The 13,880-nt window shown below is 63.2% G+C and carries 11 protein-coding genes; 6 read left to right on the top strand and 5 right to left on the bottom strand.

Going from position 1 to position 13,880, the window contains the following annotated elements; genetic code table 11:
- The 4 genes from aceF to GIB19_RS15845 all read left to right on the top strand — a co-directional run bounded on the left by aceF (position 1) and on the right by GIB19_RS15845 (position 6,121).
- Positions 1-1,641 carry a dihydrolipoyllysine-residue acetyltransferase gene (gene aceF, locus GIB19_RS15860; RefSeq protein WP_085274043.1) on the top strand — a complete coding sequence of 547 codons (1,641 nt, stop codon included), beginning with the start codon at positions 1-3 and terminating at the stop codon, positions 1,639-1,641.
- 361 nt (positions 1,642-2,002) lie between these two features.
- Complete coding sequence (locus tag GIB19_RS15855) at positions 2,003-4,693, top strand: putative bifunctional diguanylate cyclase/phosphodiesterase (RefSeq protein WP_099428132.1); 2,691 nt, start codon at positions 2,003-2,005, stop codon at positions 4,691-4,693.
- Positions 4,694-4,825: 132 nt separating this feature from the next.
- Entirely contained in the window at positions 4,826-5,494 is a 669-nt protein-coding gene (msrA, locus tag GIB19_RS15850) for a peptide-methionine (S)-S-oxide reductase MsrA (RefSeq protein WP_085274042.1), read from the top strand.
- Between the two features lie 3 nt (positions 5,495-5,497).
- Positions 5,498-6,121, top strand: a complete 624-nt coding sequence (locus tag GIB19_RS15845) for a glutathione S-transferase (protein ID WP_099428130.1) — start codon at positions 5,498-5,500, stop codon at positions 6,119-6,121.
- A 148-nt stretch (positions 6,122-6,269) separates the two neighbouring features.
- On the opposite strand, the gene creD is transcribed toward GIB19_RS15845, so the two are convergent.
- The 4 genes from creD to rloA2 form a co-directional block, all read right to left on the bottom strand.
- On the bottom strand, positions 6,270-7,598 hold the full coding sequence (gene creD, locus GIB19_RS15840) for a cell envelope integrity protein CreD (RefSeq protein WP_274887160.1): 1,329 nt from the start codon (positions 7,596-7,598) through the stop codon (positions 6,270-6,272).
- 79 nt (positions 7,599-7,677) lie between these two features.
- Entirely contained in the window at positions 7,678-9,111 is a 1,434-nt protein-coding gene (gene creC, locus GIB19_RS15835; protein ID WP_274887159.1) for a two-component system sensor histidine kinase CreC, read from the bottom strand.
- Positions 9,111-9,791: a two-component system response regulator CreB gene (creB, locus tag GIB19_RS15830; RefSeq protein ID WP_274887157.1), complete on the bottom strand. Its 681-nt coding sequence runs from the start codon at positions 9,789-9,791 to the stop codon at positions 9,111-9,113. Before creB ends, creC begins: the two co-directional genes overlap by 1 nt.
- A gap of 151 nt (positions 9,792-9,942) precedes the next feature.
- A complete protein-coding gene (gene rloA2 / locus GIB19_RS15825; protein ID WP_099428126.1) occupies positions 9,943-10,443 on the bottom strand; it encodes a retropepsin-like aspartic peptidase RloA2 in 501 nt (166 codons plus the stop codon).
- A gap of 182 nt (positions 10,444-10,625) precedes the next feature.
- Here rloA2 and GIB19_RS15820 point away from each other — a divergent pair, with 182 nt between their 5' ends.
- Complete coding sequence (locus tag GIB19_RS15820) at positions 10,626-11,513, top strand: acyltransferase (protein WP_099428125.1); 888 nt, start codon at positions 10,626-10,628, stop codon at positions 11,511-11,513.
- A 245-nt stretch (positions 11,514-11,758) separates the two neighbouring features.
- Entirely contained in the window at positions 11,759-13,108 is a 1,350-nt protein-coding gene (locus tag GIB19_RS15815) for an APC family permease (RefSeq protein WP_274887156.1), read from the top strand.
- Positions 13,109-13,210: 102 nt separating this feature from the next.
- On the opposite strand, the gene GIB19_RS15810 is transcribed toward GIB19_RS15815, so the two are convergent.
- Positions 13,211-13,786 carry a DUF2780 domain-containing protein gene (locus tag GIB19_RS15810; protein WP_274887154.1) on the bottom strand — a complete coding sequence of 192 codons (576 nt, stop codon included), beginning with the start codon at positions 13,784-13,786 and terminating at the stop codon, positions 13,211-13,213.
- Positions 13,787-13,880 lie beyond the last annotated feature (94 nt).

Raw genomic sequence — 13,880 nt, 5'->3', positions numbered from 1 at the left:
GTGAGCGAACTCATTCGCGTACCTGACATCGGCAGCGGTGAAGGTGAAATCATCGAGCTGTTCGTCAAGGTCGGTGACCGTATCGAGGCTGACCAGAGCCTGCTGACCCTGGAGTCCGACAAGGCCTCCATGGAGATCCCGGCCCCTAAGGCCGGCGTGATCAAAGAGCTGAAGGTCAAGCTGGGCGATCGCCTGAAAGAAGGCGACGAGCTGCTGGTGCTGGAAGCCGAGGGCGCTGCGGCGTCCGAGGCGCCAGCCGCCGCACCTGCCCCTGCCGCTGCGCCGGCCGCCGCTGAAAAGCCGGCCGCCGAAGCTGCGCCTGCGCCTGCTGCAGCCCCGGCTGCCGCCAGCGTGCAAGACATCCACGTGCCGGACATCGGCTCGTCGGGCAAGGCCAAGATCATCGAAGTGCTGGTCAAGGTCGGCGACACCGTCGAAGCCGACCAGTCGCTGATCACCCTGGAGTCCGACAAGGCCTCCATGGAGATCCCATCGCCTGCTGCTGGCGTGGTCGAAGAAGTGCTGTGCAAGCTGGAAGATGAAGTCGGCACTGGCGACCTGATCTTCAAGCTGAAGGTTGCTGGCGCAGCGCCGGCTGCCGCACCGGCTCCGGCCGCTGCTGCACCGGCCAAGGCTGAGGCTGCGCCTGCTGCCGCACCTGCCGCTGCCGCCCCGGCTGCTGCCCCTGCTCCGGTCGCTACAGCGCCGGCTGCTGGCAACAACGCCAAGGTTCACGCTGGCCCAGCCGTTCGTCAGCTGGCCCGTGAATTCGGTGTCGAGTTGGGCGCTGTCGCGGCCACCGGCCCGCATGGCCGCATCCTGAAAGAAGACGTGCAGGTTTACGTCAAAGCGATGATGCAGAAGGCCAAGGAAGCCCCGGCAGCCGCCGGCGCAACCGGCGGCGCTGGCATCCCGCCAATCCCTGCCGTGGACTTCAGCAAGTTCGGTGAAGTGGAAGAAGTGGCCCTGACCCGCCTGATGCAGGTCGGTGCCGCCAACCTGCACCGCAGCTGGCTGAACGTGCCGCACGTGACCCAGTTCGACTCCGCCGACATCACCGAGCTGGAAGCCTTCCGCGTGGCGCAGAAGGCCGTGGCCGAGAAGGCTGGCGTCAAGCTGACCGTGCTGCCACTGCTGCTCAAGGCCAGCGCATTCCTGCTCAAGGAAATGCCGGACTTCAACAGCTCGCTGGCGCCAAGCGGCAAGGCGATCATCCGCAAGAAGTACGTGAACATCGGCTTTGCCGTGGACACCCCGGATGGCCTGCTGGTCCCTGTGATCAAGAACGTCGACCAGAAGAGCCTGCTGCAACTGGCTGCCGAAGCCGCTGCACTGGCCGAGAAGGCGCGCACCAAAAAGCTGTCGGCCGACGACATGCAAGGCGCCTGCTTCACCATCTCCAGCCTCGGCCACATTGGCGGCACCGGCTTCACGCCGATCGTCAACGCGCCTGAGGTGGCGATCCTGGGCGTTTCGAAGGCAACCATGCAGCCAGTCTGGGATGGCAAAGCCTTCCAGCCGAAGCTGATGCTGCCGCTGTCGCTGTCCTACGATCACCGTGTGATCAACGGCGCTGCCGCCGCGCGCTTCACCAAGCGCCTGGGCGACGTGCTGGCGGATATCCGCACCCTGCTGCTGTAAGGCGGCACGCTGCCCCTCGCAAGAGGGGCAGTACCCTTTTCGAGCTGCCACGCTCGTACCTCAACCCCGTCATTTGGCGGGGCTTTTTTTTGCCTGCGGCTCACACCTCACCGGTTTTTTTGTAGGAGCAGCCTTGTGCTGCGAAAGGGCCGGTACCACCGCCAACATTTCCAGCGCCTGGCAGGGCCTCTTCGCAGCACAAGGCTGCTCCTACAAGGGGCGCGCCTATAGTTTGTGGTACCTCTGCCGATAACCCGTACACAGCATCACACATGGCCGCTTGCCAGCCCTCGGGACATGATGCAACCTTGCCAGATACGCCGCCGACCAGGCCGTGTTTCCCTCTTCAAGCGAGTCTTCGATGAAAAGCCAACCCGATGCCGCCAGCCGTGTGGCGGCCGAGGTCGTCACGCAGCTACCCGTGCCCTCGCGGCTCGGCATGCTGCGTTTCGAAAGGCTCAACGAAGCCACCTGGGCCATGCTCTACCTCGACCCCACCTGCGAACGCCAGTTCGGCCTGCAGGCAGGCGAGCTGTGCGCTTTGGTCGATTCGCCCTATGCCAGCCTGATGGAACCCGAAGCCCGCTACAGGCTGCACGACGAGATCCAGTCGCAGCTTGCCCGCCGTGGCTACTACCGCGTGCGCTACACCTTGCATGCCCCTGGCGCGTCACTGCGCCTGCTGGAGGCCGGGGAAGCCTACAGGCAACACAACCGGCAACTGCTGCGCGGCTACCTGAGCGTACTCGACGACCCGCCCGAAGACGCCGCCGACCCCGACGCCAGTGACTTGGAGTCGCGCAACAACCGCCTGCAACTGGCCCTGCAGCTCAACCAGCGCGCCCAGCAAGAACAGCTTGAACACCTGGAGCGTGTGCGCGGCCAGCAAGACCTGATCCTGCGCCTGGCCCGCCAGCGTTACAGCGCAGAAAACTCGCTGCTCGAAGCCGCCGAGCTGATCACCCAGAGCGCCTGTGAGATCTACAAGGTCGACAGCGCCAGCATCTGGCACCTGGAAGGCCAGCGCCTGGAGCCGATCAGTGCCTGGTACCGCCACGAGCAGGAGCATCGCCTGCCCGAAGCCATCGATGCCAGCCACTTTCCCGACTACCTCGACGCCCTGCACGCCAGCCGCGCCATCGACGCCCACAACGCCAACCACGACCCGCGCACCCGCGCCCTGACCCAGAGCCTGCGCCCCGACAACAAAGCCATGCTCGATGCCAGCGTGCGCGTCGATGGCCAGGTAATCGGGGTGTTGTGCCTGGAGCAAAGTGGCCAGCCGCGGGCCTGGCAGTCCGATGAAATCGCCTTTGCCGGTGAGCTGGCCGACCAGTTCGCCCAGGTCATCACCAACCACAACCGACGCACTGCGGCCAGCGCCCTGCACCTGTTCCAGCGCGCGGTGGAACAAAGCGCCAGTGCCTTTTTGCTGGTCAACCGCGACGGTGTGGTGGAATACGTCAACCCAAGCTTCACGGCGATCACCCAGTACAGCACCGATGAAGTCCAGGGCCGCCAACTGGCCGAGCTGCCAGCCCTGGAAAACCTCAGCGAGCTGCTGTTCGATTCGCCGTCGAGCCTGGCCATGGGCAACAGCTGGCAAGGCGAATTCAAAAGCCGGCGCAAAAACCTCGAACCCTACTGGGGCCAACTGTCGATATCCAAGGTGTATGGCGACAACCGTGAGCTGACCCACTACATCGGCATCTACGAAGACGTCACCCAGACCAAGCTGGCCCAACAGCGCATCGAGCGCCTGGCCTACACCGACAACCTGACCAACCTGGGCAACCGCCCGGCGTTCATCCGCAGCCTCGACGAGCGCTTTGCCCGTAACAGCGAGAGCTCGATGTGCCTGCTGCTGGTGGACATCGACAACTTCAAGCGCATCAACGACAGCCTCGGCCACCAGACCGGCGACAAGCTGTTGGTCAGCCTGGCCCGCCGACTGCGCAACAGCCTAAGCGCCGGTGGCATCCTGGCGCGTTTCGCCAGCAACGAGTTCGCTGTGCTGCTCGACGACACCCGCCTGGAAGACGGCCAGGACGTCGCCCAGCAGTTGCTGCACACCCTCGACAAGCCGATGTTCGTCGACAACCAGCTGATCAACGTCACCGCCTCGGTGGGCCTTGCCTGCGCGCCGCTGCACGGCATCGACCCGGCGAGCCTGATGAAAAACGCAGGCCTGGCGCTGCACAAGGCCAAGGCCAACGGCAAGCACCAAGTGCAGGTGTTCACCGAAGTGCTCAATGCCGAGGCCAGTTACAAGCTGTTCGTCGAGAACAACCTGCGACGCGCCCTGACCCAGAACGAACTGGAAGTGTTCTACCAGCCCAAGCTGTGCCTGCGCAGCGGCCGCCTGCTAGGGTTGGAAGCACTGCTGCGCTGGAACCACCCCGAGCGCGGCATGATCCGCCCGGACCAGTTCATCAGCGTGGCCGAGGAAACCGGCCTGATCATCCCAATCGGCAAGTGGGTGGTGCGCCAGTCGTGCCGCATGAGCCAGCAACTGCGCGAGGCCGGCCTGGGCAACTTGCACGTGGCCATCAACCTGTCGCCCAAGCAATTCTCCGACCCGGACCTGGTAGCCTCGATCAGTTCGATCCTCAAGGAAGAAGCGCTGCCCTCGCACCTGCTGGAGCTGGAGCTGACCGAAGGCCTGCTGCTGGAAGCGACCGAAGACACCCACCGCCAGCTCGACGAGCTCAAGGCCCTGGGCTTGACCCTGGCGATGGACGACTTCGGCACGGGCTATTCGTCGTTGAGCTACTTGAAGAAGTTTCCGATCGACATCATCAAGATCGACCGCAGCTTCATCAACGAAATCCCGGATAACCAGGACGACATGGAAATCACCTCGGCGGTGGTGGCCATGGCCCACAACCTCAAGCTCAAGGTAGTTGCCGAAGGGATCGAGACCCCGGCGCAGCTGGCGTTTCTGCGCCGGCACCGGTGCGACGTGGGCCAGGGGTACCTGTTCGATCGGCCGATTCCGGGGCGTGAACTGGCCGAGCGACTGAAGCGCTATCCGCGCGGTCCAATGGCCTGACAGCAGCGTTAACCTCGGGCACTATAGAGCCCATTCGGGCCCTTTTGCAGCAGTGCGCGCTCCCTGTAGGAGCAGCCTTGTGCTGCGAAGGCCTCACCACCAATCCAACTGAAAAAACACAGAGGAACGGCCATGGTCCTGCGTTCGGAAATCCTGGTGAACAAAAACGTCATGCCAACCGCGGAGCAGGCCCTGCCTGGCCGCGAAACGCCAATGTCGCTGCCCGAGTTCCACTATGTGTTCGAAGGCACCCCCCTGCTGGGCCCCTTCTTCGAAGGTGCCATCGACTTCGCCATCTTCGGCCTGGGCTGTTTCTGGGGCGCCGAGCGCCGCTTCTGGCAGCGTGAAGGCGTGGTCAGCACGGTGGTCGGCTATGCCGGCGGCTTCACCCCCAACCCCACGTACGAAGAAGTCTGTTCCGGCCTGACCGGCCACACCGAAGTGGTGCTGGTGGTGTTCGACAAGGACAAGGTCAGCTACCGCGAGCTGCTGGCCATGTTCTGGGAACTGCACAACCCAACCCAGGGCATGCGCCAGGGCAACGACGTCGGCACCCAGTACCGCTCGGCCATCTACTGCACCTCGCCGCAGCAGCTCGAAGAAGCCAAGGCCAGCCGCGACGCCTTCCAGGCCGAGCTGAACAAGGCCGGTTTCGGTGAGATCACCACCGAGATCGACCAGGCCCCGACCGTGTACTTCGCCGAGGCCTACCACCAGCAGTACCTGGCCAAGAACCCGGACGGCTACTGCGGTATTGGCGGTACCGGTGTGTGCCTGCCACCCAGCCTGCAGGGCAACTGAACCATGGCCACGATGACCCTGTTCCACTCGCCGCTGTCGCCCTTCGTGCGCAAGGTCATGGTGGTGCTGCACGAGACCGGCCAGCTTGACCGCGTCACCCTGCAGCCGGTGAACATCAGCCCCGTGAGTGGTGATGACCAGCTCAACCAGGGCAACCCGATCGGCAAGATCCCGGCCCTGCGCCTGGACGACGGCACGGTGCTGCACGACAGCCGGGTGATTTGCGAGTACCTCGACCTGCAGCACGTCGGCCTGCCATTGCTGCCGCGTGAAGGCTCGGCGCGCTGGCGGCGCATGACCTTGGCGTCGCAGGCTGATGCGATCATGGATGCGGCGGTGTCGAGCCGCTATGAGAGCTTCCTGCGGCCTGAGGACAAGCGCTGGGATGGCTGGCTCGAGGCGCAGGGCGACAAAATACGCCGCAGCCTGGCCAACCTGGAGCAGGAACATCTGGCGGAGCTGATTTCGGGCTTTGATCTGGCTGCCATTGGTGTTGCCTGTGCGCTGGGGTACCTGGATTTGCGTCAGCCTGAATTTGGTTGGCGTGAGCGCCAGCCTGGGCTGGCGAAGTGGTATGCCGAGGTGGCCCAGCGGCCGTCGATGGTTGCTACCTCTCCAGCGGCCTGACGGGCCTCTTCGCAGCACAAGGCTGCTCCTACACGGTAGCGCGCGCCCTGTAGGAGCAGCCTTGTGCTGCGAATGCCTTACCTCGGTATCACAGGAAACAACTGCCCAATCCTGCGTGCCAACCACCGCCCGATTTCTCTGTCCTCCCTCATGCCGCCCTCCCCACCCGCGCCCAGTCCAGCCGCCGGGTCAGCACCATGAACACGCCCAACAAACCAAAGCACAGCAACGACCCCATCAACAGCGCGTAGTCCTCGGCGCTGAGCAGCCCATAAAGCATCCCGTACAACGCCGCTAACCCCGCCGCAAACCCAACCCCACGCCCCAGGCTGCGCAGCACGTGGCTCAGGTAGAAGCCAATCAGCAACACGCAGGCCGAAGCCGACAGCCCATACGCCGGGCCAAAGCCGATGTGTTCGGACATCGACAGCAACAGCAGGTAGAAAAACGCCAACGCCACACCCACCAGGATGTACTGCACCGGGTGCACGCTGAGGTTCTTCAGCACCTCGAACAGGAAGAAGCCGGCAAAGGTCAGGGCAATGAACAGCAGCGCGTATTTGATCGCCCGCTCGCTCTTCAGGTACTGATCAACCGGGTCGACAAAGCTGACGCCAAAGGTACGCTCGCTGAAGTCCTCACATTGCCCGGCCGTGGCGCACTGGCGTAGGGCATCTTCAAGGTTGGTGGCGAAGAACGACGTCTGCCAGTGGGCAGTGAAGCCTTGGGCATCGATGTCGCGACGGCTGGGCAGGTAACTGCCGATGAAGCTTGGGTGCGGCCAGTTGGCGCGCATATCCACACTGCTGGTACGGCCTACCGGCAATACATGCAACTGGCCAGTGCCTTGCAGCGCCAGGTCGAAGCCGTAGCTGAACTCCCGCGCTTGCAGGCCATCCAGCCCTGGCACGCTGGCATGCACGCCACCGCGCATCCAGTCGAGCCCGGTCCCCGCTTCAAAGGGCAACTTGCGCTCGTCGAGCGTCAGCTCCAGGCCATTCTCGATGCCACGAATGTCGCTGATGCCCACCACCAGAAAGGGCTTGTCGAACCGGTAGTCTTCAAAATCCTTGTCGATGCCCCAGCGTTCGGGGAGCTTGAAGCGGCCACTGATGCGGCCTTTGGCGTGAAACAGCCGCGCCTGGTAGATGCCGCGTGATCGCAGCTCGGTGTCGACACCCAGATCGGCCTCGAAGGTTTCCGGCAGGAAGTACAGGTGGCCGGCGATGCTGCTGGTCTCCTGGGTACGCTCGCCGTCCTTGTCGATCCAGCGGCGCTGGTACTTGCGGTAAGGCACCACCAGCAGCGGGCCACTGAGTTGCTGGTCGAAGCTGGCGCTCTGGGCGATGTCACGTACTACGCTGTCACGCAGGGTCTGGCGCTCGTCGATGAGGCCGCTGATCATCAGCAGGGGGATCAGCAACAGCACCATCAGCAGGGCAATCATGCCGAGCTTGAATCCAAGGGTCTTGTTCATAGGGCCTCCTTTGGCAGTGGGCGCAGTGTCTGCGCCTTGCGTGGAGACCTTGAGGAGACTGTGTGGAGATTCCGTGTTTTCAGCTGATACGCCGCACCGGCAGCCACAACCTTACCCGCACCCCGCCATCGACGTTATCGACTGCAAGCGAACCGCCATGAAGTTGCATCACCTCGGCCACAAAATTCAGCCCCAGCCCGGTGCTCTTGCGCCCACTCCCCGGCCGCGGCAGCGAGTAAAAGCGCTCACTCACCCGCCCAATGGCATACGCCGGTATCGCCTGCCCCTGGTTGAACAGGCTCAACGCCACCCGCCCACCGTCGCGCTCAAGCTCGAACAACAACGCCCCACCGGCCGGGGTAAAGTCCAGCGCATTGTCGAGCAGGTTCGCCAACGCCTGGCGCATCAGAAACGGATCGCACAACAACCGCAAACCGGCCGGCACCCGCTGCCGCACCTGCAGGCCCGCCGCTTCGATGCGCGCCGCATGGGCCAACAGCAATTCGTCGACCAGTGCCGCCAACGCCACCTGCTGTTCATCCTCCAGCGCTTGCATCTGCTCCACGCGGGCGAGGTTGAGCAGGCGTTCGATCATCTGCTGCAGGCGCTCGCTTTCGCGCTCGATGTTGCCGGCAAAGCGCGCCCGCTGCTCAGCCGGCATATCGCCCTGCAACAACTCGGAGGCACCGCGGATGGCCGCCAGCGGGCTTTTCAGCTCGTGGGTCAAGGTGTGCACATAGCGCTCGACGTAGGCCTTGCCTTCCAGCTGCGTGCGCATGCGCTCCACTGCATTGGCCAGGTGCGCCAGCTCACCGCCCTTGTAATGCGGCAGCGCCGCCCGCTCACCTTCGCTGACCGCCTGGGCGTAACGGGCCAGCCTGCGCAGCGAGCGCGCCAGCCACCACGACAGCGCTGCGCCAATCAACAAGCCCAGGCCGATCAGGCCCAGGCCCAACGTGAGCAAACGCTGCTCGGAGCGGTCGATGTAGGGTTGCAGCGAACTGTTGGGCTTGGCCACGGTAACCACGCCGATGATCTGGCCGTCATCGATGATCGGCGCGGCCACATGCATCACCGAAGTGCTTTCGTCATCGGCGACACTGCGCGTGGAGCGGGCGCCGTACTCGCCGCGCAGGGTGAGGTAAACGTCATTCCACTTCGAGTAATCCTTGCCCAGGTCCTCACCGCTGGAGTCGAGCAGCACGATGCCTTTGGCGTCGGTCACATAGATGCGGTGGCTGACCTGGTTCTTCGCCAAGCCCCAGATCTGCGCGCCCGGGCTGCGCGAACCGTAAGCCTTGAGTACTTCGGGCAAGCGGCTTTGCCCGAGGGTGCCGGCCTTGACGTCATCGTGCAAAATCTCCGCCAGCAGGTTGGCGGTGTCGACCAAGGTTTCTTCGGACGATTGGCGCACCACCGGGCGGATCTGTTCGCGCACCGTGTTAAGCAGGAAGTACCCCGCCAGCCCGACGAACAGGAAGTACACCAGGAAGATCCGGATACCCAGGCGCATCAGGCGTGATCCGGGCTGTAACTGTAGCCGAGGCCGCGGTGGGTCTGGATCGGTTCTGCCTCGCTGGCGACCAGGCGCAACTTGGCCCGCAGGCTCTTGATGTGGCTGTCGATGGTGCGCTCGTAGCCCACGTCAGACGCCACGCCCAGGGCATCGAGCAGTTGCTCGCGGCTGAACACCCGCTGGGGCTGTTCCAGCAGGCACTGCAGCAAACGAAACTCGTGGCGGGTCAGGCTCAGCGGCTGGTTACGGTAGCTGATCTGCATGCGCAGGGTGTCGAGCTGGAACAGCGTTGCCGCGGCGGCGGGCTCAACACGTGGTGCCATGCGTTTAAGGATGGCCCGCACCCGTGCCGCCACCTCGCGGGGGCTGAAGGGTTTGACCACGTAGTCGTCGGCGCCGATCTCAAGGCCCACCACCCGGTCGATTTCGCCATCGCGGGCGCTGAGGAACATCACCGGCACCTCGCTGAAGCGGCGCAGTTGGCGGCAGGTTTCGAAACCACTGATATCAGGCAGGCCGATGTCGAGGATGATCAGGTCGGCCGGGCGCTGGCGCTGCTGGTCGAGGGCGGCGCCGCCCAGGGTCACCCACTCGGTGCTGTGGCCGTCGACCTGCAGGGCGTAGACCAGGGTGTCGGCGATGGCGGCTTCGTCTTCGACGATGAGGATATGGGGCATGGTGTCCGGCCTGGCTGGGGGCGTAGCTGGACATTGTAGGAGCAGCCTTGTGCTGCGAAAAGGCCGGTATCGTCAGCACATTTGCTGCGTCTGGCATGGCCTCTTCGCAGCACAAGGCTGCTCCTACACGGAGGAACGGGTGAAATGTTGGTCAGCAGTCCGGCTTGCCGGCGGTGAACTTCTTGGCCGGGTTGACCGCTGCCTTGAACTCACGCAACGCTTTGGAACCGATCAACAGCGGGTAGTTGAAACTGCTGCGGTCCACCAGGTTCACTTCGACCGTGCGCTTCACATCACCCAGGCACAGCTCCAGGTCGACCACCGGGCGCTTGGAGATTTCCGGCGCATCGCCCTCTTCCTCTTCGTCGGCACGGCCCTTGATCTTGCTGATGCGCGAGACCTTGTGCTCGTAAACCTTGCCGTCGGACTCTTTGGTCGCCAGGCGGAAGCGTACCCACTCATCGCCATCGCGGGTGAACAGCTCGATGTCTTTGGCCGACAGCGATGCGGTGAAGGCACCGGTGTCCATCTTGGCCTTCAAGGTCTCGCCAATCTCCGGCAGGGCGATGTTTTCGTAACGGCCATAAATCGTCGGCTCGGCGGCCATGACCGGCAAGGCGAACAGTGACAACAGGGCAAGCAGTGATTTCACAGGTTACGCTTCCTTGAGTGCAGACAGTGCTTAGACTGCATGAGTTGAATAGGTTCGTCTGTACACGGTAATCAACACAATGTGAAACATTTGTCCTCGCCGCTGGGCATTGGGCATTTGGCGTAGGCCGCATCGCTGCTTATCATTGCCGGCTGTTTTTATCTCACTACAAGAGTTCCTTTATGCGTCGCCTGCTGACCGGCATTCTCACAACCCTCCTGCTGCTGCTCAACACCGTGGTGTTGATCTGCCCGCTGCTGGTCTTTGCCCTGCTCAAGCTGGTGCTGCCGGGCCGTGGCCGTGACTATGCCTCTGCGGCGGTGATGTGGGTCGCCGAAACCTGGTCAGAGATCGACAAGGCGATTTTCGCCCTGTGCATCCCCACCCAGTGGGATATCCGGGGCGTCGACCGCCTGCGCAAGGACACCTCGTACCTGGCCGTGAGCAACCACCAGACCTGGGTCGACATCCCCGCGCTGATCGAAAGCCTCAACCGCCGCACGCCGTTCTTCAAGTTCTTCCTCAAGAAGGAGCTGATTTGGGTGCCACTGCTGGGCCTAGCCTGGTGGGGGCTGGATTACCCGTTCATGAAGCGCTACAGCAAGGCCTTTCTGGACAAGCACCCCGAGCTCAAGGGCAAGGACCTGGAGATCACCAAGGCCGCCTGTGAGCTGTTCAAGCGCCAGCCGGTGACCGTGGTCAACTACCTGGAAGGCACGCGCTTCACCGAGGCCAAGCGCCAGGAGCAGCAATCGCCTTACCGCTACCTGCTCAAGCCCAAGGCCGGCGGCGTGGCGTTTGTGCTGGCGGCGCTGGGCGAGCAGCTGGATGCGCTGCTGGACGTGACCATCGTTTACCCGGGCAACCAGGCGCCGGGGTTCTGGGACTTGCTCAATGGCAGCATTAGCCGGGTGATTATCGACATTCAGGTGCGTGAGTTGGACCCGGCGTTGTGGGATGGGGATTATGAAAATGACCCGGCCTTCCGGCAGACCGTGCAGGCTTGGGTGAACCAGTTGTGGTTGGAAAAAGACCAGCGTATCGAGGAGTTGCGCGGAGAATTGCGCTAGGCCATGTTGGCTGGTCCGGCCTCTTCGCGGGGCAAGCCCGCTCCCACAGTTCTACCACCGCTCTCAAGACCTGTAGTGAACCTGTGGGAGCGGGCTTGCCCGCGAAGAGGCCTGCACAGGCACAGCACAAATCCGATTAAAACCCAGGCTAATAATCAACATAAGGATTACTTCTTTGTCACCCTCCACCTAAGTGGATAAAAATCGATCAAAGCACAACTACAAAAAATTGCCTGGATCGATCGATGGCCAACCAACCTTGCTCCGCCCCCGCCCAACTTCGTCGCGTCCTGGGCCTGCCCGCCCTGGTCTTCTTCGGCCTGGTGTACATGGTCCCGCTGACCATCTTCACCACCTACGGCATCGTCACCGAACTCACCGGTGGCCGCACCGCTGGCGCCTACCTGGTTACGCTGGTGGCCATGCTGTTCACCGCCGCGTCCTACAGTTTCATGGTCAAACGCTTCCCGGTTGCGGGCTCGGCGTACTCCTACACCAACATGGCCTTCGGCCAGAACGTTGGTTTCCTGGCGGGTTGGTCGCTGCTGCTCGATTACTTGTTCCTGCCGATGATCAACTACCTGCTGATCGGCCTGTTCCTCAACATCGCCTTCCCGGCTGTGCCCGCCTGGGCCTTCGTGCTCGCCTCCATCGCCCTGGTGACCGTGCTCAACGTAGTCGGCATCAACTCGGTGGCTAAAACCAGCAACCTGATCGTCGGTGCGCAGATCGTGTTTATCGGGGTATTCGTGGCCTTGTCCTGCCAGACCCTGGCCGGCCAACCGCTAGACCTGTTCTCGCCGCTGATGGGTGACGGCACACAACCTGGCTTTGGCCCGCTGATGGCGGGCGCCGCAGTACTGTGCCTGTCGTTCCTCGGCTTCGATGCCGTCTCCACCCTCGCCGAAGAATGCCGCGATGCCCGCCGCGACGTGCCACGGGCGATCATCCTCACCACGCTCTTCGCCGGCGTACTGTTCACCGCGCTGGCCTACGTCAGCCAGCTGGTGCTGCCGGGCAGCACGTTTGCAAACGCCGATGCGGCGGCTAATGAAGTGATGTTCAAGGCAGGCGGGCAATTCCTCGCCAACTTCTTCACCGCCGCCTTCGTCGCCGGCAGCCTGGGTTCGGCACTGGCCTCGCAGGCAGCGGTGTCGCGCATCCTGTTCACCATGGGGCGCGACAATGTGCTGCCGCAGCGCACGTTCGGTTACCTGTCGCCGCGTTTTGGCACGCCGGTGTTCGCCATTTTGCTGGTGTCGGCGTTTTCGCTGTTGGCGCTGGTGATCGACCTGTCCACCCTCGCCTCGCTGATCAGCTTTGGCGCGCTGGTGGCGTTCTCGGCGGTGAACCTGGCGGTGGTGAAGACGCACCTGATGGATGACGGGGCCCAGCGTAACCTCAAGGGGCTGCTGTGCTATGGCGCGGTACCGCTGGTGGGATTGGGCCTGACGCTGTGGCTATGGACCAGCCTGTCGGCGCTGACCATGGTGATTGGGCTGTGCTGGTTTGCTCTGGGCCTTGCATACCTGGCGGTACTGACCGCCGGCTTCCGCCGCCCGGTGCGCTTGGTGGACTTCACAGAAGCCACTTGAGCAACATTGTAACTGTGGGAGCGGGTTTACCCGCGAAGGCGGCGGTGAAGTCACTATCGCATTCGCGGGTAAACCCGCTCCCACAGGGCCCGCGTCCTGCCTTCAGACCGAAGGTTGGGTCAGAGGCGCCGGTGTAGTCCACAAACTCCCCAGATTCTGCAACAACGCCCCGGCAATCCCCTGCTGCCCCAGGTACTGCAGAATCAACGGCGCAAACTGCCCGATCATCCCGGTATCCATGCCCAACGCCTTGAACGCGCTGTCCAGGTCACTGCGGTTCTCGACGTTGTTGCCCAGCGCATTGTTCAACGCCGACTGGCTTTCGCTGTTCTTGCCCAGCAGCTCACCCAACCCACTCAACCCGCCCAGCGCATTGGCACCGGACAGCAAGTCCAGCCCAGGCACGGCCTTGGTCAACTGACCGTAGTCGTCGGAACTCAGGTTATTGCGCGCCAAACCCAGCATCGCCCCCGCCCCGCCCACGGCCTGTTCCGGGGTGATCTTGAGTTCACTACCCAAGGTATTGAGCAAATTGGCCTGCGCCTCGGGCGCCTGGACCTGGCCCTGTTGTTTTTGGTTCTGCATGGCCGACACTGCATTGGCGGCATCGCTGAGGTTGAAGGCGAACACCGGGCTTGCGGCCAGGGTCATCAGGGTTGCCAGGGTGAATGCTTTCATCGGGAGGGACCTCGTGGGCCGGGATGGCCTGGGAAACGAGGCATTCGACTGGAGGATTGGTGGTTTGTTCCAGGCCGCGTATCGGGGTATGTCG

Source organism: Pseudomonas sp. ITEM 17296 (assembly GCF_028895205.1).
In the GTDB taxonomy this organism is placed as follows: Bacteria; Pseudomonadota; Gammaproteobacteria; order Pseudomonadales; family Pseudomonadaceae; genus Aquipseudomonas; species Aquipseudomonas kermanshahensis.
Note: the sequence above shows the minus strand (reverse complement) of the source record. Positions and strands in the feature narration are given on the sequence as shown.